General features: G+C 67.8%; 7 protein-coding genes and 1 pseudogene. All 8 read left to right on the forward strand.

What is annotated here, in order from left to right; all coding sequences use genetic code 11:
• Nucleotides 1–250 precede the first annotated feature (250 nt).
• The 8 genes and pseudogenes from ACW2Q0_RS20300 (at nucleotide 251) to ACW2Q0_RS20335 (ending at nucleotide 23,692) form a co-directional block, all read left to right on the forward strand.
• On the forward strand, nucleotides 251–502 hold the full coding sequence (locus ACW2Q0_RS20300; protein WP_457192528.1) for a group II intron maturase-specific domain-containing protein: 252 nt from the start codon (nucleotides 251–253) through the stop codon (nucleotides 500–502).
• A pseudogene (locus ACW2Q0_RS20305) lies at nucleotides 445–644 on the forward strand (helix-turn-helix domain-containing protein); the annotation flags it as partial. The gene ACW2Q0_RS20300 and the pseudogene ACW2Q0_RS20305, both read left to right, overlap by 58 nt.
• Nucleotides 645–1,077: 433 nt before the next feature.
• Complete coding sequence (locus tag ACW2Q0_RS20310; RefSeq protein WP_457192426.1) at nucleotides 1,078–1,356, forward strand: acyl carrier protein; 279 nt, start codon at nucleotides 1,078–1,080, stop codon at nucleotides 1,354–1,356.
• A complete protein-coding gene (locus tag ACW2Q0_RS20315) occupies nucleotides 1,356–2,558 on the forward strand; it encodes a beta-ketoacyl-[acyl-carrier-protein] synthase family protein (RefSeq protein ID WP_457192529.1) in 1,203 nt (400 codons plus the stop codon). Before ACW2Q0_RS20310 ends, ACW2Q0_RS20315 begins: the two co-directional genes overlap by 1 nt.
• Nucleotides 2,555–3,592: a beta-ketoacyl synthase N-terminal-like domain-containing protein gene (locus ACW2Q0_RS20320; RefSeq protein ID WP_457192428.1), complete on the forward strand. Its 1,038-nt coding sequence runs from the start codon at nucleotides 2,555–2,557 to the stop codon at nucleotides 3,590–3,592. Before ACW2Q0_RS20315 ends, ACW2Q0_RS20320 begins: the two co-directional genes overlap by 4 nt.
• Complete coding sequence (locus ACW2Q0_RS20325; protein WP_457192430.1) at nucleotides 3,568–3,921, forward strand: ApeI family dehydratase; 354 nt, start codon at nucleotides 3,568–3,570, stop codon at nucleotides 3,919–3,921. Before ACW2Q0_RS20320 ends, ACW2Q0_RS20325 begins: the two co-directional genes overlap by 25 nt.
• Complete coding sequence (locus ACW2Q0_RS20330) at nucleotides 3,921–4,328, forward strand: 3-hydroxyacyl-ACP dehydratase FabZ family protein (RefSeq protein WP_457192432.1); 408 nt, start codon at nucleotides 3,921–3,923, stop codon at nucleotides 4,326–4,328. The genes ACW2Q0_RS20325 and ACW2Q0_RS20330 overlap by 1 nt, the downstream gene beginning before the upstream one ends.
• Nucleotides 4,329–4,429: 101 nt before the next feature.
• On the forward strand, nucleotides 4,430–23,692 hold the full coding sequence (locus tag ACW2Q0_RS20335; RefSeq protein ID WP_457192434.1) for an amino acid adenylation domain-containing protein: 19,263 nt from the start codon (nucleotides 4,430–4,432) through the stop codon (nucleotides 23,690–23,692).
• Nucleotides 23,693–23,762: the final 70 nt, after the last annotated feature.

Genomic DNA, 23,762 nt, shown 5'->3' on the forward strand with positions numbered 1-23,762 from the left:
CCCGCCGCGGAGGCCGCGAGAGGCGGCCGCAGGGCGAAGGCCCGACGACCTTGTGGCTTTGTGCCGCAGTCGAGAACAAGCAGAGCAGGTCAAGGCCCAGCTGGGCGAGTGGCTGGCGCCGAGGGGTCTGGTCTTCAACGAGGACAAGACCCGCATCGTCCACCTCGATGAGACCGGATTCGATTTTCTCGGATTCAACGTCCGCCGCTATCACGGCACAACCGTGTTGATCAAGCCCAGCCGGGATGCAGTGAGACGGATCCGGGAAAGGCTGCGCACCGAAATACGTGCCCTGCGTGGCGGAAACGCGGGCGCGGTGCCCAAAAAGCTCACCCCGATCATTCGCGGGTGGGCCGCCTATTACCGGACCGAGGTGTCGAGCGAGGTATTCTCCGCGCTCGACGACTACATGTGGAAGCTGACCTATCGGTGGGCACGAGCCGCGCACCCCCGGCTTCGCCGACGAGGGATCTGGTGCTGCGCGCGGTGCGGGAATCAGTGACGCCGCTGTCCGCATTGGAGGTCTCGGCGGCCACCGGCGTGTCGCGGCCACTGCCCAGCGCTACCTAGCCCACTTGGTCGCGGCCGGGACCCTGCGCACGCAGTTGCGATATGGCAGCACAGGCCGCCCCGAACAAGAATATGCCGCGACCACGGATCTGCGGTCGCTGGCCTACATTCCCGTAGGAAACCATCGGGAAAGTCCTGGCGTATCAGCAGTGAATAAATCGATTTGTATACGCCAGTCCCGACCTTGTGCAGGATTCGAGAGGATCGCCGGCGGTCGAGTTCTGTAAATTCCGCAGCCGACCGATCCGGGTCGTCCGGTTGGTTGACGTCGGCTCGGAAACGATGCTCTACTCGCGGCGTGAAGTAATACTCGGCTCATATCAGGTCGGCTCCATCGGCGACACGGCGGATCCGTCACCGGTAGGACTATTTCCAGGGCATGGACCTGGCGATAACCGACCGGGCACCTGTTCGCGGGCGCCACGGCTGCCGCGGATGATGTGATCCTGACGTCGCGGAAGTCGCGGCGCAATTCCTCAATTGACGTATACGAGACGGAGCACGGCAATGACGCACGGTATCGATATAGACGCCGATCTCTACGCTGAGGTCGTCGATATCGTTTCCGGGGTTCTGGAACTCGACCCGGCCGACCTTTCCTGGGACGGCGACTACCGCGACGATTACGACGCGGATTCGCTGCTGGGCATCGAGATTCTTTCCGCGCTGGAACGCCGATTCGGTATCACCATCGACCCGGAACGCCTGACCGAGATGGTGAACCTCGGAAGGACGTACGCGCTCGTCGTCGAGGCACAAGCGGAGGCGGGGAGCGGCACCCGGTGATGCGTGTCGTCATCAGCGGCCTGGGCATCGCGAGCAGCATCGGCATCGGGCCGGCGGAGTTCTCCGAGGCCCTGCGTGCGGGCCGGTCGGGGGCCAAGCCGATTACCGGCTTCGCTACGGCAGGTTTCGAAAACACGAACGCCTGTGAGGTCACGGATTTCACTGCTGGCCAATGGATTCGGCAACTCGCGCCCGACGACATGGGCCGAGCCACCGGCTTCGCCGTCGGATGCGCTCGAATGGCCATGGACGACGCCGGAATTCCGCTGGACGACGCTCGGCAACGACGCTCGCTCATCGCCGTCGGCACCACGAACGGCGAAAGCCGGGAGGTGGAATTCCAGGTCGAACGCCAGCAGGCCACCGGTTCCGAGGATATCGACCCGCAGGTCGCGCGACGACACCGGTCGAGCCGGATATCGGCGGATATTGCACGGGAACTGGGCTTTTCGATCACCGAGGCGGTGACGATTCCCACCGCCTGCGCGGCCGGCAACTATGCCATCGGCTACGGCTTCCAGGCCGTCGCTGCCGGCGAGGCGGATATCGCCCTCTGCGGCGGTGCCGATGCGCTCGTGCGGAATACGTTCGCGGGCTTCTATCGGCTGGGCACCATCGCACCGGAGGTCTGCCAGCCGTTCGACCGCGACCGCAAGGGCATACTCACCGGCGAAGGTGGTGCCATCCTGGTTCTCGAGAGCCTCGACTCGGCGCTGGCCCGCGGTGCGCGCATCTACGCCGAAGTCCTCGGTTACGGATTATCCTGCGACGCCAGCCATCCGGTGGCCCCGGACCGCGACAGCCTGGCCCGATGCATGACACGAGCCCACGCCAACGCCGGAATCACACCGGACCAAGTTGATTTCATCTCCGCGCACGGCACGGGCACCAAGGCCAACGACCTGACCGAGACCTCCGCCATCCGGGACGTTTTCGGAGCCGTCCCACCGCCGACGATCTCGATCAAATCGATGCTCGGTCATGCGATGGGCGCCGCCAGCGCCCTCGCCGCGGCAGCCTGCGCGCTAGCGCTGACCGACGGATTCATCCCGCCGACGATCAACTTTTCCGAGCCCGATCCCGATATCGAGATCGATTGTGTCCCCAACGTCGCGAGGACCGCCGAGCTACGCATCGTTCAGAACAACGCACTCGCCTTCGGTGGCAACAATTCTGTCCTCATTCTGGGGAGGCACCGATGAGAACCGTCATCACCGCCTGGGAGGCCCACTCTCCACTGGGTCTCAGAGCGGACGCGCACGTGCAGGCGATGGGCGCCGGCGCTGCGGCCGCTTCGGCCGCCCCGGGGCCGCGGCTGATCCAGGACTTCGACATCCAGAAGGCGCTGGGCAGGAAGGGAACCCGGTCGATGGAACGGGCGACCGGGCTCGCGGTATCCGTGGTCGGGCAACTGGCCCGCCGGCTCGGGCACGGCACCGATGAGCCGCTGTCGAGCAACGAGATCGGGCTCGTCCTCAGCGTGAGCGACAACATGCAGGCGGTCGTCGACTTCGCCCGCGACACCTGGAGCTATGCCAAGCCCTATCAGGTGGAGCCCGGCAAGATTCCCGCCAGTCTCATGAACTTTCATGCCGGGCAGTCCGCCATCTGGCATCAGCTGAAAGGCCCGAACACCACCATCTGTGGCAGCCACGCGGGAAGTCTGCTGGCGCTCAACTACGCTCGCCGGCTACAGCTGGGCGGACATGCGCACACCATCCTGTGTGGTGGGGTGGAGGAGTACAGCGCGGCCCGTGCTGCCTACGAGGCAGCGGAGAATGAGACCGGCTCCACTCGGCCCGCCGGTGAGGGCTGTGTCGTCTTTGCGCTCGAGACATTCGAATCGCGACCTGCGGGCACCGAGCCACTGGCCGAGTTGCTCGCCGTGGAGTTCGGTGCGTATTTCGATGTCAGCGAGCTGGACTCCGCTCTGTCCGACTGCATCACAAGCGCATTGCACCGCAGCGATATTCGTGCTGATCAGGTCGAGGTCGTGGCCCCGTCTCCGAGTGTCGGCGAGCGTGGTGCCGCCGAGTCGTCGGCGATCTGCGACGTCCTCGGTGACGTACGGCTGGCGACTGCCGGCCTGGACCTGTTCGGTGACACCCGGGCGGCGTCGGCTGGATTCCAGATCCTGGAACTGCTTGTCGCCCCGGGCGATCGCGGCCGGATCGCGATGGTAACCACCTGCGATGACGAAGGGCGGGTGGCATGCGCACTGTTGCGAATCTGGTGACTCCGTTCGACTGGCACTTCACCGAACTCTCGCCCGCTGTGCTGACGACAACCGTGGATGCCGGATCGGCCGTGTTCGATGGTCACTTTCCGGGCAGGCCGGTGGTGCCCGGGGTGTGCCTGATCGATATGGCCCATCGCGCGGTCCGCGGCAGCGCGATGGCGGAGTCCGAACTCGTCGGCGTGGAGTCGGCGAAGTTCGCCGACGCCGTGCTGCCAGGGGATCAGCTGACCGTTCGGCTGTCCGGTGGCGGGGCCACGGTCACCGTCGTCGTGTCCACGGCTCGCGGCGAGAGCTGCCGAATGGTCTTGCGGTACGAGGCATCCTGATGGATCTGACCGAACTCATCCCGCACCGCAGGCCGGTCCTGCTGCTCGATCGAGTCTCCGACGTGAATCCGGGGGACAATCTCCGCGGATTCGTGACGATCGACGCAGACGCGCCCTGGTACGCGGATTGCTTTCCGTCCTACCTGATCCTGGAGTCCTGGTTGCAGGCAGCGGCGGCCCTGGCGCGCTGGGACGAGGGCCGCTCCGACTCGGCGGTCCTGGTCGGTCGGCTTCGGAACATCAGGTTCATCCGCCCGGCGTTCGCCGGCGAGACGGTGGAACATCGGGTGGACATAGTGAAGGCCATCGCCGGTGCGGCGATCTGCACCGGGGTGAGCACCGTTGCGGGAGAGCCGATTCTCGAAATCGGTCAAGTCGTGGTCAGCGTCGACCGCGGGTCCCGCTGACGGCGCCGCATGCCAGGACCGCGCACCGCATCCGCGGGTAAGTGCCCGGAAAACACACACACAGACTTCCGATTGTGATTGCACCCTGGGGATTGAGTATTATGCATCCTGATCGCTCCCGGTTCGAATTGACAGCGTTCCAGCGTGAACTCATGCTGGCTCAGGACCTGAATCGTGGTCTGGTCGGTAATCAGTTCGGGCATGTCGACCTGGTTGCGGATGTCGATCTGAAGGTGCTGTTCGACGCCTTGCGCCAAGTCTGGCGCGAGTCGCGGACCCTGCGCGTGAACGTGGTGCGCGATAACGACGAGGTCTGGTTCGCCGAACGCGCCGACGACGAATTGGATATCGGCTACCGTGATTTCGCGCACCACGGCGCCGACGCCGCGGCCACCGCCACGTCGTTCATGGCGGCCGACGCGGCGGTGGAGTTCGATCCAGGACGTGATCGGTTGCTGCGGGCGCACGTCCTGCGGCTCGACGAGAATCGCCACTTCCTGTACGTGACCTTCCACCATCTGATCATGGATGGCTTCAGCGTCATGATCTGGACGCAGCGCGTCATGGACGTATACGCCGCCATGGCCTGCGGTGCGAGCATTCCGGAAAGCGAGTTCACCGGTCAGCAGGAAGTCGTCGAGCATGAGCGCGGTTTCGATGACGCGCTGCGCAGCCGGGCGCGCGACTACTGGGCGGGATATCTGCCCCAGACCGTCGAGCCGCTGGTGCTGCCCGGAAGCGGCGAACCGTCCGCAGCCGGATCGTGGCTTTTCCGGAGGGCGCCGATCCCGGTCCATCTGCTGGACCAGCTCGCCAAGGCAGCGTCGTCGCAGCGATTGGCCTTGTCCTGCCTGCTGATCTCCGCAGGCGCCGCGCTGTCCTGGTCGCTCTCGCAACGGGATCGATTCTGCCTGCAGGTTCCCGTCTCGAATCGCCGGGGGGCCGTGAAGAATACCCCCTGCATGCTGGCCGATTCGGTGCCGGTGTCCGTCGAGATGGCCTTCGACGATTCCCTCGCCGCGGTCGCCGCGCAGATCCAAGCGGGTTTGGCCGGCGCCCGCCGTCATTCTCGGTACGGGCTGACGAATATTCGCCGCGATCTGGGCCTTCCCGACTCCGGGCGGAATCCTTTCGGGCCCTCGGTGAACGTCATCCCCTATTCCGACACGATGCTGCCATCGGCCGACACCGCCGCACCGCATATCGGTTCCACCGGCATCGCCGGCGATCTGTCGATCTTCTTCCAGTATCCGACCGGGTTGTCGTCCGACGGCTTCGTGACCCTCGAGGCCAACTCCCGGTATTACACCGACGCCGATCTCGAGTTGTTCCTGACCGTCATCGTTGCGTATCTGGAGCGGGCCGCGCTCGATCCGGCCACACCGGTGGGTGCGGTGCAGTTGCTCGACGACGCCGAGCGGGACCGGATCCTCGCGTGGGGCGGTGCGGTGCGCGATCATCCGGTCAGCGAGTCCACCCTGGTCGATCTGCTCGAGCAGCAGGCGACGGCTGTCCCGGACGTGGTGGCACTGGTGGCGGGGCCGCAGCGCCTGACCTACCGTGCGGTGCACGCGCGCGCGAACCGGCTGGCGCGCGCGCTCATCGGTCGCGGCGCGGGCCCGGAATCGATTGTGGCCGTGGCGTTGCCGCGATCGGTCGAGCTGATCGTCGCCCTGCTCGCGGTGTCGAAGACCGGCGCTGCCTATCTGCCGATCGATACCGTCTATCCGCTCGACCGCATCGGTTACATCGTGAGTGACGCCGCTCCGGCGCTGATGGTCACCGACAGTGAACTGGCCTCCACCATCGCCGAGGTGACGGGCGAGTCGACGCCGCCGATGCTGCTGGCCGATGCGGCCGAGTTCGTCGACGAGCTTGCTGCACTGGATGATTCGGCGATCGATGACAGCGAACGCCGCGGCTGGCTGCGTCCGGAGCACCCGGCGTACGTCATCTACACCTCCGGGTCGACCGGCGCTCCGAAGGGTGTGGTGGTCAGCCATCGCAATGTCTCGTCGCTGTTCTCGGCCACTCAGTTCTGGTGTCGCTTCGACCGGGACGATGTCTGGGCATGGTGTCACTCGCAGGCATTCGACTTCTCGGTCTGGGAGATCTGGGGTGCGCTGGCGCACGGTTGCCAATTGGTGGTGCTGTCTCGCGAGGATGCCAGGTCTCCGCGTGAGCTGTGGAAACATCTTGTCGCCGAGCAGGTGACGATCCTCAACCAGACGCCGGCCGCCTTCTACGCGCTGATGTCGGCGCTGCCCGCGCAGGGCCCGGCGACCGTGCGGTTGCGTATGGTCGTGTTCGGCGGCGAGGCGCTCGACCCGTCCAAATTGACGCCCTGGCAAGACTTCTGGGCGCACCAGGATGCCCCGGCGCTGATCAATATGTACGGGATCACCGAGACGACCGTGCACGTCACCCACCTCGAACTGGCCTCTGCGCACGCGATGTCGAACGCCAGCCCGATCGGTGGCCCGCTGGCTGGCCTGCGGACGTTCGTGCTGGACGGCTGGTTGCGCCCGGTGCCGGTCGGCGTGCCGGGCGAATTGTATGTGGCCGGTGCGCAATTGGCGCGCGGGTATCTCGGGCGTGCGGGATTGACCGCGTTGCGGTTCGTCGCCGATCCGTTCGATCCGGTGGGCGGGGGCCGGCTGTATCGCACCGGCGATGTGGTTCGGTGGGCTGCCGAGGGTGGGCTGGAGTATGTGGGCCGCGCCGACGATCAGGTGAAGATTCGAGGCTTTCGGATCGAGCCGGGTGAGGTCGAGGCGGCGCTGGCGGCTCACCCCGCGGTCGCGCAGGCGGTGGTGGTTGCCCGCGACACCGCGACCGGCGACGGGAAGCAGCTGATCGGCTACGTGCGGGCCGACGGTTCGGCGGACGACGGCGCTCGCGTGGACGCCGAACTGGTCGACCAGTGGCAGCGCGTGTACGACGACTTGTACTCGGCCGATTCGTCATTCGAGTTCGGTCACGATTTCAGCGGCTGGAACAGCAGCTTCACTGGTGAGCCGATTCCGCTCGAGCAGATGCGGGAGTGGCGCGACGCGACGGTGGACCGGATCCGGGCGCTGAACCCCCGACGCATCCTCGAAATCGGTGTCGGGTCGGGACTGTTGCTGTCGCAGCTGGCTCCGGACTGCGACGAGTACTGGGGTGTGGATCTCTCCCCGGCCACCATCGAGGTCTTGCGGGCGGATATGGGCGCCCTGGACGCGGCCTGGCCGGCGCGGGTACGGTTGGAGACCCGGGCGGCCGACGCGGTCGATGACTTTCCCGCGGGCTATTTCGACACCGTCGTGGTGAACTCGGTCGTTCAATACTTCCCCAACGCCGACTACCTCCGGCGCGTTATCGAGGTGGCGATCGACCGGCTGGCTCCGGGCGGGGCGGTGTTCCTCGGCGACATCCGGAATCTGGCGCTGTTCGACGAGTTCACCGCCGAGGTGGAGATCGCTCGCGGCGGCCGGTGGGGTGAGCAGGAATTGTTGCTGGCCCCTGAGTTTTTCGCCGCACTGGCAGAGGAACACCCCGAGATCGGGTCGGTCGATGTGCAGCGCAAGCGGGGACGAGCGGTCAACGAGCTGACCCGGTTCCGTTACGACGTCGTCCTGGGAAAGCAGCCGGCGCAGGCGTTGTCGCTGCGGGACGCGCCGTGCCTCGGGTTCGATGACCTGGTCGGGGATGAGCCGGCGGGCCTGGAGCGGCTGCTGAGCGCCCATCGCGCCGGGTTCGTGCGGATCGTTGGAATCCCACGTGACCGCGCCGGGTTGGCGCCCGAGGACTTCCACGTCCTCGGCGCGCAGCACGGGTTCGCCGTCGCGGCGACCTGGTCGTCGCGGCCGGAGTGCATGGACGTGGTGTTCATCGACGAGGCTGTCCGCGGCGACCGGCGGCTCACCGATCTGTACCTGCCGAATCAGCCGATGCGGGAGTCGGTAACCTACGCGAACACCCCGAACAGCGGGCTGCTCGCGGCCGATATCCGGCGATTCGTGGCGGACCGGTTGCCGGAGTTCATGGTTCCAGCAGCGGTAGTTGTGGTCGATCGGTTCCCGTTGACGCCGAACGGAAAACTGGACAAGCGGGCACTGCCGGATCCGCAGTTCGGTGCGACCACGCAGTACCGCGCACCCGCGAACCCCACCGAAGAGTTGCTGGCCGGGTTGTTCGCCGAGGTGCTGGGTGTCGGGCGGGTGGGTGCCGATGATTCGTTCTTCGAGTTGGGCGGGCATTCGCTGCTGGCGACCCGGTTGGTCAGCCGGATTCGTTCCGAGCTTGGTGTGGAAGTCCCGATCCGGACCGTGTTCGACTGCCCCACGGTCGCCTCGCTCGCGCCGGAACTGTCCCGGGCCGGGACCGTTCGCATACGCGTGAGCAAGTCCGAGCGCCCGCGCCGGGTGCCGTTGTCGTTCGCGCAGCAGCGGCTGTGGTTCCTCCATCAGCTCGAGGGTCCCTCGGCCACCTACAACATGCCGCTGGTGTTGCGATTCCCGGCCGAGGTGGACCCCGAGGTCCTGACCGCCGCCATCGGTGATCTGCTCGCGCGGCACGAAAGCCTGCGCACGGTGCTGGCCGACTCCGATGGTGTTGCCACCCAGCAGGTTCTCGACGTCGACGCGCTCACCGTGCCGGTCTCGGTGGCCGATGTCGACGCCGATGCGGTGGACGTGGCGGTGGCCGAGGCCGCGCGCTATCGGTTCGACCTGGCCGGCGAGGTCCCTCTGCGGGCGTCCCTGCTGCGCAGCCGCCCAGCCGCCACATCGTCGGTCACGCAGCACGTTCTGGTGCTGGTGGTGCACCACATCGCCGGGGACGGCTGGTCGCTGGCGCCGCTGCTGCGCGATCTCGGCGTCGCCTATCGAGCGCGGCGCGGTGGGTCCGCACCCGACTGGCAGCCACTGCCGGTGCAATACATCGACTACGCCCTGTGGCAGCGTGAACTCCTGGGCCAGCCATCGGATCCCCGTAGCCTCACGGCCGGCCAATTCGCCTACTGGCGTGCGGAATTGGCCGGGCTGCCGGACGTGCTGCAGCTACCCACCGACCGGCCTCGCCCGAGGGTCGCTTCCTCGCGCGGTGACGCCATCGAACTCGTGGTCGACGGCCCGCTGCGCCGCGGAGTCGAGGACCTGGCCCGGACGGCGAGTGCGACCCCATCCATGGTGTTGCAGGCCGCGCTGGCGGTGCTGCTGTTCAAACTCGGTGCCGGCGAGGATATTTCGATCGGCGCTCCGATCGCGGGACGGACCGACGAGGCGCTCGACGAGCTGGTCGGATGCTTCATCAACACCTGGGTGCTGCGCACGACGATCGCGCCGGCGGCATCGTTCACCGACATCCTGAGCCAGGTTCGCGATAAGGCACTGGGCGCGTACGCAAACCAGGACCTGCCCTTCGAATTGCTGGTCGAACTGCTCAACCCGGCCCGTTCGCCCGGACATCATCCGCTGTTCCAGGTCGCCCTCGCGTTCCAGAACAACACCTGGCCGACCCTGGATCTCGGTGACACCGCCGCGACGCCGGCGTTCGTGTCCACCGGCACGTCCCGGTTCGACCTGTTCTTCAGCGTCGCGGACGCGCCGGAGACCGCCGGGTGGGTCGGCTTCATCGAGTACGCGACCGATTTGTTCGATCGGGCCACCGTCGAGCAGCTGGCGGAGCGGTTCGTGCGCGTGCTCGGCATCATGGTGACCGCGCCGGCCGGTGCCGTCGGTGCGGCGGACATCCTGGCCGACGACGAGCGCCGCCGGATCCTCGAGGTGTGGAGCGGCTCCACAGCGCAGCCGCCGCAGCCGGCCGGGGGCACGCTGATCGAGCTGCTCGAGCGTCAGGCAGTCGCGACACCCTATGCGGTCGCGGTGGTGTCCGGCGCTGTGGAGCTGACCTACCGTGCGCTGCATGCGCGCGCCAACCAGCTCGCGCGCCTGCTGATCGAGCGCGGTGCGGGACCGGAAACGGTTGTCGCCGTGGCGTTGCCGCGTTCGGCGGAGATGATCGTCGCGCTGCTGGCGGTGCTGAAGGCCGGCGGCGCCTACCTGCCCGTCGACTGGAGATACCCGCCCGAGCGCATCGGCTTCATGCTCACCGATGCCGCACCGGTGTTGGTGCTCACCGAGAGTTCGCTGACCGAGCGGTTCACCGACCTCGACATCGCCTCGCCGCCACCACTTCTGATCGTGGACGAACCCGGCACGGCCGCCCAGGTCGCCACTCTCGGCAACGCGGCTGTCACCGACGCCGAGCGCCGCGGACCGCTGCGGCCTCCGCACCCGGCGTACGTCATCTACACCTCCGGCTCCACCGGCCGGCCCAAGGGCGTCGTGGTCACCCAACGCAATGTCGCCGCGGCGCTGGGTGAACTGGCTGCCAGGACCGGGATGAACGGTGGCGACCGGATATTGGGGACTACCTCGGTGGCGTTCGATGTGTCGGTGCTGGAGATTTTCGCCGCGCTAGGCATCGGCGCGAGTCTGGAACTGGTCGACGACATTCTCGCCCTGATTGGGCGGGGCGGCTGGAACGGCGCTCTGATCAGCACCGTTCCGTCGGCGTTCACCGAACTGCTCGGCAGCCCGGATATCCGGATCAGCACCGATACCATCATTTTCGCGGGCGAACCCTTGACCGATGCGCTCGTCGAGCGGATCGGCGCGGAACTCGCGGGCACGCGCATCGTCAACGGGTACGGCCCGACCGAGGCGACCGTCCTGACCACCACCGCGCTCGTCGAACCAGGCGGGCCGGGTGTGTGCATCGGTCGTCCGCTGGCGGCCGTGCGGCTGTTCGTCCTCGACGGGTGGTTGCGACCGGTGCCCGCCGGGGTCGCCGGTGAGTTGTATGTTGCCGGAGACCAGTTGGCTCGCGGGTATTTGGCGCGGGCCGGCTTGACCGCCGCGCGATTCGTGGCCGATCCCTTCGATCCGGTCGGTGGCGGTCGCCTGTATCGCACCGGCGACGCGGTTCGCTGGACCGCCACCGGTGCGCTGGAATACGTGGGCCGCGCCGACGATCAGGTGAAGATCCGAGGTTTCCGGATCGAACTCGGTGAGGTCGAGTCCGTCCTGGCGGCTCACCCGGCGGTCGACCAGGCAGTCGTGGTCGCCCGCCCCGGTGCGACCGGTGACGGCAACCAACTCGTCGGATACATCACACCCGCCGGCGCAGGCAGCGATACGGACCGGACCGCGGACCCGCACGCCGGGCCGAACGGGGTGGCTGCCGACATCCGGCGGTATGTGGCGAATCGATTGCCGGAGTTCATGGTTCCGGCCGCGGTGGTGGTGCTCGATCGGTTCCCGTTGACGCCCAACGGGAAACTGGACCGGCGTGCCCTGCCGGATCCGCAATTCGGTGCCGCGGCGAGCTATCGAGGCCCTCGTAATGAGCGCGAAGAGCTGCTGGCCGGGTTGTTCGCCGAGGTGCTGGGTGTCGGCCGGGTGGGTATCGACGATTCGTTCTTCGAGTTGGGCGGGCATTCGCTGCTGGCGACCCGGTTGGTGAGCCGGATTCGTTCCGAGCTGGGTACCGAACTAGCGATCCGGACCGTGTTCGACTGCCCGACGGTCGCCGAACTGGCTGGGCAGCTGACCGATTCGGGCGTCGCCCGCCCGCTGCTGATCGCGCGGGAGCGACCGGCCGCGGTGCCGTTGTCCTTCGCGCAGCGGCGGCTGTGGTTCATCCACCAGCTCGACGGCCCGTCGGCCACCTACAACATGCCGATGGCGGTCCGATTGTCCGGCGCGCTGGACCTGCCGGCGCTGATCGCCGCGCTCGGTGATGTCCTCGGCCGTCACGAGGCATTGCGCACGACCTTCGACGACATCGACGGTATTCCCGTCCAGGTCGTCCAATCGGTTCCCGACCCGGAAACGGTCTTCACCGTCCAGTCGGCGCAATCGGACGACGAACTCGCCGAACTCGTGCGCCGCGAAACCGGTCACGAATTCGATCCGGCCCGCGAAATTCCGGTGCGTGGATCGGTGATCCGTTGCGCCGCCGACGATCACGTACTGGTGCTCGTGTTGCATCACATCGCCGGCGACGGCTGGTCGCTGGCCCCGCTACTGGGCGATCTGGCATACGCGTACCGGGCCCGAAGTGGCGGACGCGTACCGCAGTGGACACCGCTGCCGGTGCAATACATCGACTACACGCTGTGGCAGCGCGACCTGCTGGGCGACACATCGGATCCGGACAGCGTGCTGTCGCGGCAATTCGCTTACTGGCGAGGCGAATTGACCGGCCTGCCCGAGCTGATTCGACTGCCGGCCGACCGGCCGAGGCCGCCGACGGCATCCAACCGCGGTGACACGATCGAGTTCGTCGTGGAATCGGACCTGCGGCGAGCGGTCGAGGATCTGGCTCGTGGTACGGGCGCGACCGCGTCGATGGTGTTGCAGGCGGCGCTGGCGGTCTTGTTGTTCAGACTCGGCGCGGGCGAGGACATCTCGATCGGATCTCCGATCGCGGGGCGCACGGATTCGGCGCTCGACAATCTGGTCGGGATCTTCATCAACACGTGGGTCATGCGGGCCACGATCGCGGCGGGGTCGTCGTTCGCCGATGTCCTGGCGCAGGTGCGCGAGAAGGCCCTGTCCGCCTACGCGAATCAGGATGTTCCGTTCGAGCTGCTGGTGGAACTGCTGAATCCAGTGCGCTCGCCCGCGCATCACCCGCTGTTCCAGGTGGCTCTCGCCTTCCAGAACAACCCGCTGTCCGAGATCGGGCTCGCCGGGCTGGGAACGCGGGCGATCCCGCTGTCCATCGGCACGTCCCGATTCGACCTGTCCTTCACCATCCTCGACACCCCCGCGACCGATGCCCGCGATGCGGGCTGGACAGGCTCCATCGAGTACGCCACGGACCTGTTCGACCGCTCGACCGTGCAGCAGCTGGCGGACCGATTCGTCCGGCTGCTGGGCACACTGGTCACCGACCCCGCCGTTGCCGTCGATGCGGTGGACATTCTCGCCGAATACGAGCGTCACCGGATCCTCCACGTATGGAGCGGCCGGGCGACATCGGTGGGTCCGGACAGCCACACCACGATCACCGAGCTGCTCGAACGCCGGGCCGCGGCGACGCCGGAGGCCGTTGCGATCATCTCCGGGCCGGTGCGGTTGACCTACGGCGAGCTGCACGCCCGCGCCGACCGGCTCGCGCGCGATCTCGCCGGACGGGGAGTGCGACCGGAATCGATTGTCGCGGTGGCATTGCCGCGTTCGGTCGAGTTCGTCGTCGCCGTACTCGCGGTGCTGAAGGCCGGTGGCGCCTACCTGCCCATCGATCCGGACTACCCAGCCGAACGCATCGAATTCATGCTCGGCGACGCTGATCCGGTCCTGGTCATCGACGACCCGCAGATCGTGAATGCGGCAGCTGCGCACGATGATGCGCCGATCACCGCCGGGCCGCGGTCACATCCGCTCGAGCCGTCGCATCCGGCCTATGTCATATATACCTCCGGATCCACCGGTACTCCCAAGGGCGTGGTCGTCACCCAGGGCAATGTGGCCTGCTTGGTGCCGAATGCCTGGCGGCCGGGGCCGGGGGAACCGGTGTTGATGCAGTCGACGACCGCGTTCGACGCGTCGACCTATGAGCTGTGGCCGGCGCTGGCCTCGGGTGCGCCCGTCATCGTCGCCGCCCCGGGCCGATTGGACCCGGAGCAGATGGCCGCGCTGATCCGCGAGCACCGCATCTCGAAGGTCTTCGTGTCGCCGTCACTGCTGGCTGGTCTGGCCGAGCAGATCGTATCCGCCGCCGCGACAGGTGATCTCGAATCTCTGACCGCCCTGCACACCGGCGGCGATGCGCTCGATGCCCGGTCCGCCCAGCTGATCACCTCGGCCAGGCCGGAGGTCGAGGTCAGGAATCTCTACGGTCCGACCGAGGCGACGGTGGCCGTCACCTCGTACCCGGTCGCAGCCAGCCGCGGTGCGGCGGTTCCGATCGGTGGGCCGTTGGCCGGCACCCGGATATTCGTGCTGGACGACCGGCTGCGACCGGTCCCGGTGGGCGTAGCCGGCGAACTGTATGTGGCCGGAGGTCAGTTGGCCCGTGGCTATCTGGGGCGCGCGGGGTTGACCGCGGCCCGGTTCGTCGCCGATCCGTTCGGCGGCGGCAGGCTGTACCGGACCGGCGACCTGGTTCGCTGGACCGCGGCCGGGGTGCTCGAATTCGCCGGCCGCGCTGACGATCAGGTCAAGGTCCGGGGCTTCCGGATCGAGCCCGGCGAGGTCGAGGCCGCGCTGACCGCCGATCCGGCGGTCTCGGGGGCGGTGGTCCTGGCCCGCTCCGACTCCGGCGGTGGGAAGCGGCTCATCGCGTATGTGACTGCCGCGTCGGCGGATGCGACCATCGATGCGGGGGAGTTGCGGCGGTTCGTCGGCCAGCGGCTGCCCGAGTTCATGGTTCCGTCCGTCGTCATGGTCGTCGATCGATTCCCGTTGACCGCCAACGGAAAACTCGACAAACGTGCCTTGCCGGACCCGGAGTTCGTATCGGCGGTGGCGTATCGGGCGCCGCGCGGACAAGCCGAGCAGGTGCTCGCGGACGTCTTCGCCGGTGTCCTGGGCGTGGATCGGATAGGTATCGACGACGACTTCTTCGAGATGGGCGGCGATAGCATCCGTTCGATCCAGGTCGTCTCGCGCGCCCGGGCGGCCGGTGTGCTGGTGACGCCCCGGGAAGTGTTCCAGCACCGCACGATTGCCGCACTGGGTGCCCTGGCGGCCGGGCGGGACGATACTGGTCCGGTGCTCGTGGAGCTGCCCGGCGGAGGTGTGGGCTGGGCGCCGCTGCTGCCGGTCGCGAGGTGGGTGCGGCGGCACGAGTCCGGATTCGATCGGTTCTCGCAGACGGTGCTGGTGAACCTGCCGGTAGGTGTCGACCACGCCGGTTTGCTGGCCACGCTGACCGCGGTGATCGATCACCACGACGGTCTCAGGGCGCGCCTGGTCGAGGACGAGCGCGGACCGGGCATGGAGATGCTGCCCGCGGGCACGGTCGACGTCGACTCGATGCTGCGGCGGGTCGACCTTATCGGCACGGCGACCGCCGACGCGGCGATCGAGACCGAATTGGACTCCGGCACAGGGCGATTGGACCCGCGTGCGGGTGTCATGCTGCAGTTCGTCTGGTTCGACCACGGTGCCGACCGGGTCGGGCTGCTCGCGGTCATCATCCATCATCTCGTGATCGATGGTGTGTCGTGGCGGATCCTGTTGCCGGATCTGGCCGCAGCGTGGTCGCAGGTGCGGTCGGGAGCCGAGCCGGCGCTGCCCGCCGCGGGCACCTCGGTGCGGCGGTGGGCGCACGCACTGCTCGACGAGGCGGCGACCCCGGTGCGGGTGGCCGAGCTGTCGTGGTGGGGTTCGGTCGTGGATACCCCGGCTCGCTGCCTGGGGTCTCGCCGCTTGGATCCCGCGGTGGATGTCGTGGCCACGGTCGATCGCGTCGAGGTCGAGATTGCGGCGCCGGTGACCGAAGCGGTGCTGACCGCATTGCCCGCCCTGTTCAAAACCGGTGTCAACGATGGATTGCTGGCCGCGCTGGGCATGGCCGTCGCCGCCTGGCGGCGAGACCGCGGTGAAGCCGCCGAGCCCACGCTGATCCAGCTCGAGGGTCATGGCCGCATCGAGGACATCGTCCCGGGCGCCGCGCTGTCCCGCACGATCGGCTGGTTCACCTCGGTGTTCCCGGTGCGGCTGAATGTCGCCGGACCGGATCTGGACGACGCGTTCGCCGGTGGCCTCGCGGCCGCCGCGGTGCTCAAGGGGATCAAGGAACAACTGCGCGCTGTCCCGGACGAGGGCATCGGATACGGGCTGCTACGCCAGCTCAACCCCGAAACCGCCGCGGTCCTGGGGCAATTCCCGGACGCCGAGATCAGCTTCAACTATCTCGGCCGACTCGCGGGCCCCGGCGAGCGAGACGACAGCGAGCAGGCGTGGATGCCCGCGTCGGACCGGAGTTACAGTGCGGCACTGGATCCCGCGATGCCGGTGCTCGCGGCCCTGGACATCAACGCCATCGCGCACGACACCGCCGAGGGCCCGATCCTGCAGGCGTCGTTCGCATTCCCCACCGGAGTGTTGGACCGGGAAACGGTGGCCGAACTCGCCGAGCGGTGGTGTGCCGCACTGGCCGGGCTCGCCCGATATGCCGGCAGCGCCGGCGCCGGCGGGCTGACGCCCTCGGATCTGCCGCTGGTTTCGCTGGGGCAGGCCGAGATCGAGGCGTTCGAGGCCCGCTATCCTGGGCTCGCCGACATCTGGCCCGTCACTCCGATGCAGGCCGGCCTGCTGTTCCATGCCCGCATGGCCGACTCGGAGTTCGACCCGTATCACATTCGCCTCGCGATGCAGGTGAACAGCGCGATCGATCCACAACGCCTGCGGTCGGCCGGACAGGCTCTGCTGCACCGCTATTCGAACCTGCGCACCGCCTATGCGGCGGACTCGCACGGCGATCCCATCGCGATCGTGGTCGAAAATTCCGAACTGCCATGGCGGTTCGCCGATCTGACCGGTCTGCCGGAAGCCGAGCAGGACGCCGCCCTGCGGAAGCTGGCACAGCGAGATCGCGAGGAATATTTCGATCTCGGTGTGCCGCCGCTGCTGCGACTGACGCTCGCGATCACCGCGCCCGATCGCGCGCAGGTCGCACTCACCATCCACCACGTGCTGTTCGACGGCTGGTCGATGCCGTTGATGCTACGGGACCTGCTGCGGCTGTACGCATCCGGGCCCGGCGCCGAGATGCCCTCGCTTGCTCCCGGCTATCGTGACTATCTGGTGTGGCTGTCCCGGCGCGACCGCGCCGCCGCCGACCGGGCGTGGGGACAGGCCCTCGCGGGCGTGACGGAGCCGACGCTGCTGGAACCTGTGCTGCGGGCGCGTGCGGCCGATCACCGTGCGGCGCAGGAGATCGAGACCGGCGCCGCGCAGGGGATCGGGCGCATGAACCTGGAGCTTCCGGAGGACGTCGCGAGGCGTTTGACGCTGCGTGCGGCCGAACTCCGGGTCACGCTCAACACCATGGCCCAGTGCGCCTGGGCGATCGTGCTGGCGAATCTCACCGGCCAACGCGATGTGCTGTTCGGCGCGACGGTATCCGGCCGGCCGGCCGATCTCGACGGATCCGATTCGATGGTCGGGGCTTTCATCAACACCATCCCGGTCCGGGTGCCGATCGCCGCGAATACGCCCGTCGCAGAACTTCTCACAAGCGTGCAGGAAAGCCAGAGCGCGCTGCTCGAGCACCATCACTACGAGTTGAGCGCCGCCCACCAGCGGACCGGCCTGAACCCGTTGTTCGACACGGTGATCGTGTTCGAGTCGTATCCGGTCGACGACGCCGGCATCGAGGCCTCCGCGGTCTCGAGCGGCCTGGTCATCTCCGGTCTGGAGGTCGAGGACGGCACCTCCTACCCGCTCGCGGTCATCGCCGCGGCGACTCCGCATCTGCGGCTGGCCTTCCAGTACGCCGCCGGCCTGTTCGATCGTGCGACCATCGCCGAACTCGCCGGCCGGCTTGTCCGGGTCCTGGAACAGCTGGCGGCCGATTCGGCGCCCGCGACCGGTGCGATCGACGTGCTGGATCCGCGGGAGCGGCAGCGGATTCTGGAGATGTGGAGTGAGCACCCCGTACCGGTCGATGCGGACCTGACGGTGGTGAACCTGTTCGAGCAGCGAGCCGCGGCGAATCCGGAGGCGCCGGCAGTGGTGTCCGGCGAGGAGACCTGGACATATCGGGAACTGAGCGACCGCGCGAACCGGATCGCGGCCGCGTTGATCGCCCAGGGGGCCGGGCCGGACACGCTGATCGCGGTCATGGTGCGGCGCTCGCCGGATCTGATCGCCGCGCTCTGGGGCGTGCTGAAGTCCGCAAGCGCCTATCTGCCGGTCGATCCGGAGTATCCGGCCGACCGCATCGAGTTCCTGCTCGCCGACGCCGCGCCGGTGTGTGTGCTGCTGGATGACAGCGCCGCCACGGACACCGTCCGCACGACCGGACTGAGGTGCGTTCGCCTCGCCGACATCGCCGGCGGCGCCGAGAAGCGCCTGCCGGCCCGGACCCGCGCGCCGCGGCCGGACAACCTGGCATACGTGATCTACACCTCCGGCACGACGGGGACGCCCAAGGGGGTCGCGGTGACCCACGCGAGCGTGTCGAATGCCGTGGTGGTGATGCGCGAACTCTACGGAGACGACCCATCGCCGCATGTGCTGGCCGGTACGTCGGTCTCGTTCGACGTCTCGGTGTTCGAGATCTTCGTGACACTGTGCGCCGGTGGCAGCGTCGAGATCGTCCCCGATGTGCTGGCTCTGGGAGAGCGGACCCGGTGGGCGGGCAGCGTGATCTCCACGGTGCCTTCGGCGTTGGCGGCCATCCTCGATCGGATCGCCGATCGGGTCGAGGCCGGTACCGTCGTGCTGGCCGGTGAGGCGCTGCCGATGAGCCTGGTGCATCGGGTAGCTCGGGTCTGGCCGGGCACACGGGTGATCAACGGCTACGGACCGACCGAAACCTTCTACGCGACCACCCATCTGCTGCCGCGGGGTGTCGCGTTCCCGGACGGCGCGGCCACCGTGCCGATCGGTACACCGTTGGGCAACACCCGATTGTTCGTGCTCGACCCCCTGCTGCGCCCGGTGCCGCCCGGTGTGCTCGGCGAGCTGTATATAGGCGGTGCGCAGCTGGCGCGCGGATATCTGGGCCGCCCGGGGCTGACCGCTTCGCGGTTCGTGGCCGACCCGCTTGCGCGGGTGCCGGGTGAGCGGCTGTACCGCACCGGCGATCTGGTGCGCTGGACCGGCGACGGTGTGCTCGAGTACTGCGGTCGCACCGATGAGCAGGTCAAGGTTCGCGGTCACCGGGTCGAGCCGGGCGAGGTCGAGTCGGTGCTGGCCGGCCATCCGATGGTCACCCGGGCTGCGGTGATCGCCCACCCGCCGGCGGGATCCGGGCAGCTGGCCGGATATGTCGTTGTGGCCCAAGGGCACTCCGTGGAACCGAGCGAGCTGCGGCGATTCGTGGCTGAGCGGTTGCCGGAGTTCATGGTTCCGGCCGCGATCATGATCATGGACGATCTTCCGCTGACCACCAACGGAAAACTCGACAAGCGGGCGCTCCCGGTTCCCGGGTACGACGCCACGGCGCCCTACCGGGCCCCGCGCACGCCCGTCGAGCAGCAGCTGGCCGAGATTTTCGCCGGTGTGCTGGGCGTCGCGCGCGTCGGTATCGACGACGACTTCTTCGAGCTGGGTGGTCATTCCCTGCTGGCCACGCGGCTGGTGAGCCGGATCCGGGCGGAACTGGCAGCCGAACTCGGGATTCGGGCGGTGTTCGACCACCGCACGGTCGCGGAACTGGCGGCGCGGGTCGGCGATGCCGGTCTCGCCCGGCCGGCGTTGGTAGCTCGGGCCCGTCCCGAGCGCGTCCCGCTGTCGTTCGCGCAGCAGCGGCTGTGGTTCATCCATCGGCTCGACGGGCCCTCGGCCACTTATAACATGCCGATGGCGGTGCGGCTGGCGGGCGAGTTGGATATCCCGGCGCTGGTCGCGGCGGTCGGTGACCTCGTCGACCGGCACGAGGTGCTGCGCACCGTTTTCGACGAGGTCGACGGCACGCCGGTGCAGCTGGTCCTGCCCCCGGCGCAGGTCGATGTCCCGGTCTCGGTGCGGACCGCGGCCTCCGAGAACGAACTCGCGGATCTGGTGGCGGCCGAGGCGGGGCACGAGTTCGATCTCGCCGCCGAGGCGCCGGTGCGTGCATTGGTGATTCGTTGCGCCGCAGGTGATCACGTGCTCATGCTGGTTGTTCATCACATCGCGGGCGACGGCTGGTCGCTGGCGCCGTTGCTGCGCGACCTCGGTACGGCCTATCGGGCGCGCACCCATGGCGGGGCACCACAGTGGCGGCCGTTGCCGGTGCAGTACGCCGACTACGCGCTATGGCAGCGCGAACTGCTTGGTGAGCCGTCGGATCCCGGTAGTCTGGTGGCCCAGCAATTCGATTACTGGCGTAGCGAACTGGCGGGACTGCCCGATCAGCTGCCGCTGCCGGTCGATCGGCCGCGGCCCGCGCGGCCCAGTCATCGCGGCGGCACCGTGCGGTTCGCGGTCGGCCCGCAGGTCGCAGCGCAGATCGAGGAGCTGGCGCGCCGGTGCGAAGCGACCACGGCGATGGTGCTGCAGGCGGGCTTCGCGGTGTTGCTGCACAAGCTGGGCGGCGGCGACGATATCGCCATCGGCTCACCTATCGCTGGGCGGACCGACGCGGCGCTGGACGAATCGGTGGGCTTCTTCGTCAACACCTGGGTGCTGCGCGCCGACCTTTCCGGTCGGCCGTCGTTCGCCGAGACGGTGGACCGGGTTCGCCGTAAAGCGTTGGCCGCCTATGACAATCAGCACGTGCCGTTCGAACGGCTCGTCGAACTGCTCAACCCGGCACGATCCGCGGCGCATCATCCGCTGTTCCAGGTGACGTTCGCGTATCAGAACACCGAACTCCCGGAAATCGACTTCGCCGGTGCGCAGGCCCGCCTGTACCTGGTCGAAACTGCCACCGCCCGAATGGATCTGGTATTCAGCGTGTCCCCGCATGCGACGATCGCGGGCGGCTTCGACGGCGTGGCCGAATACTCCGCCGACCTGTTCGATCGGGATACGGTGGCGTCGATGAGCGCACGGTTCGTGCGCGTCCTCGAGCAGGTCACCGCTGCCCCGTATGAGTCGATCGAGACGCTGGACGTGCTCGATGCCCAGGAGCGCCGGCAGGTACTGGAACTGGTCGAGCAGACCTCGGCCGAACCGGCGGACACCATGCTGGTGGAGCTGTTCGAGCAGCAGGCGCAGGCGCGTCCGGACGCGGTGGCCATCGTCTCCGACGACGGACGGGAGTGGTCTTACGCGCGGCTCGACCGCCACGGCAATCGGCTCGCCAGAGCCCTTGCCGACCGCGGTGTCGGGCCCGATTCGATTGTGGGCGTTGCGCTGTCGCGATCGCCCGAGCAGGTCGCGGCGCTGCTGGGTGTGCTGAAGGCCGCAGGCGCGTATCTGCCGATCGACCCGGCGAACCCGGCGCAGCGCATCGCTGGGGTTCTGACCGATGCCGCGCCGGCGGTTCTGGTGACCGACCGTGCGAGCGCGAGCGCGTTGCCCGCGCTGCCGATCGAGCGAGTGCTGGTCGACGACTTGGCCGATGACCCTGCCGCCGTTGATGATTCGACAGACATCACCGAGGCACAGCAGCGCGGCGCGCTGCGCCCGGACAACCTCGCCTATGTCATCTACACCTCCGGATCGACGGGTACGCCGAAGGGCGTGCAGGTCACCCACCGCAATCTCGCGAACCTGATTCGGCACGGGTGGGTATCGGGTCCCCGAGACCGGGTCCTGGTGCACGCGTCGACGACGTTCGATGCCTCGGTGTACGAGATATGGCCGGCACTGGCGAGCGGGCGAACACTGGTCCTGCTCTCCCGTGATGTCCTCGATGCGATGGATTCGCGCCGCATCGGTGCGGCCGCGGGGCCGGATTCCCTGGTGCTGACCACCTCGCTGTTCCGCACGCTCGTCGACGACCTGCGCGCGGACGCGATATTCGCCGACGTCCGCGATGTCGTGGTCGCGGGCGAGCGACTCGACCACTATTCGGTGGCCACGTGCGGTGATCGGTTCCCCGGGCTGACGATCATGAATGCGTACGGCCCCACGGAGGGGACGGTATGCACCAGCGTCCACACGATCTCGGGCGCCGATGCCGCCTCCGGTGCCTCGGTGCCGATCGGCCGCCCGGTGGGCAATGTACGGACCTATGTGCTCGATGGTGCGCTGAATCCGGCGCCCGTGGGTGTGGTGGGCGAGCTGTACATCGGTGGTGCGCAGGTGTCCCGCGGGTATCTGGGCCGGCCGGGGTTGACCGCGGCCCGGTATGTGGCCGATCCCTTCGATTCCGCCGCCGGCGCACGGTTGTACCGCTCCGGCGACCTGGTGCGCTGGACCGGCGCCGGAGTGCTCGAGTACGTCGGTCGTTCGGACGAACAGGTCAAGGTCCGCGGCTACCGCGTCGAGCCCGGGGAAATCGAGGCGGCGCTGCTGGAGCATCCAGCGGTCGCGCGGGCTGCCGTGCTCGCCCTGGCATCGGGTGATTCGAATCGGCTGGCCGGGTATGTGGTTGCCGCCGATGGTGATTCGGTGGAAACCGGCGATCTGCGGCGGTTCCTGGGGGAGCGGTTGCCGGACTACATGGTTCCGGCCGCGATCGTGGCACTGGATCGTTTTCCGTTGACCGCCAACGGAAAACTGGACCGGCGCGCGCTGCCGGTACCCGAATTCGTCTCGGCCAGGCCGTACCGGCCGGCGCGAACTCCCGTGGAGCAGGCCCTGATCGGGATATACACCGGTGTGCTCGGCGTGGAGCGGGTCGGCATCGATGACGACTTCTTCGAATTGGGTGGTCATTCGCTGCTGGCGACGCGACTGGTGAGCCGGATCCGGCTGGAATTGGATGTGGCGATCGGGATCCGGCTGGTCTTCGAGCATCCGACGGTCGCCGGACTGGCGGCACATCTGCACGACGGCGGGGCCGTCGATCACTTCGCACCGGTGCTGCCGCTGCGAAACTCCGGGACCAGGCGGCCACTGTGGTGCATCCATCCGGCCGGTGGCGTGGGCTGGGCGTATCGATCGATCGCGGATCACCTGCCGGACCGGCCGATCCACGTTCTCCAGTCCAGAGGATTCAACGGCGAGCCGATGCCGAACTCCTTCGAAGAGATGGTCGAGGATTACACGAACACCATTCTCTCGACGCAGGAGCAGGGGCCGTACCTGCTGCTGGGCTGGTCGTTCGGAGGTATCGCGGCCCACGCGGTCGCCGGCGCGCTATCGGCTCGGGGACGTGAGGTGGAGGTACTCGCCATTCTCGATGCGTCCCCGAACGAACTCATCGAACCGGATGCGTTCGGGCCGGAAAATGCGGCGCAGGTAATCCGGGCGTGGGCGTCGGCGACGTATGGCGACGATCTCGATGCGCCCGATATCGCCGAAATTCTCGATCGCGGAATGCGCGTGTTCATGAACAATCTGGAAATACTGGAACAATGGCGTACGCCGTTGTTCCACGGCGATGCGGTCGTGTTCCGAGCGGCACGCGGCGAAGACGGGACGCCATGGTCCGAGGGCGAACATTCGCTGGGTGAGATGTGGCGCGATTTCGTCACCGGCGAGATCGTGCAGATCGATATCGACTGCAGTCACCAGGGATTCGGCGAGCCCGGGCCGCTCGGTGTCGTGGCAGACAGGCTCGAGCAGTTGTTCAACACACGTGAGGATGGGCAGAAGTGAACTCATTCGATGTCCGAGATCCGTCCATTCCGGCTGCCTCGTGATATGGAAGGTCGAGAACTGGCGCGGT

Source organism: Nocardia citri (assembly GCF_054065835.1).

What these genes read in the sequence shown, in the direction of transcription:
- ACW2Q0_RS20310 (WP_457192426.1), top strand. Translation starts at nt 1,078, where the DNA reads ATGACGCACGGTATCGATATAGACGCCGATCTCTACGCTGAGGTCGTC.
- ACW2Q0_RS20315 (WP_457192529.1), top strand. Translation starts at nt 1,356, where the DNA reads ATGCGTGTCGTCATCAGCGGCCTGGGCATCGCGAGCAGCATCGGCATC.
- ACW2Q0_RS20320 (WP_457192428.1), top strand. Translation starts at nt 2,555, where the DNA reads ATGAGAACCGTCATCACCGCCTGGGAGGCCCACTCTCCACTGGGTCTC.
- ACW2Q0_RS20325 (WP_457192430.1), top strand. Translation starts at nt 3,568, where the DNA reads ATGCGCACTGTTGCGAATCTGGTGACTCCGTTCGACTGGCACTTCACC.
- ACW2Q0_RS20330 (WP_457192432.1), top strand. Translation starts at nt 3,921, where the DNA reads ATGGATCTGACCGAACTCATCCCGCACCGCAGGCCGGTCCTGCTGCTC.
- ACW2Q0_RS20335 (WP_457192434.1), top strand. Translation starts at nt 4,430, where the DNA reads ATGCATCCTGATCGCTCCCGGTTCGAATTGACAGCGTTCCAGCGTGAA.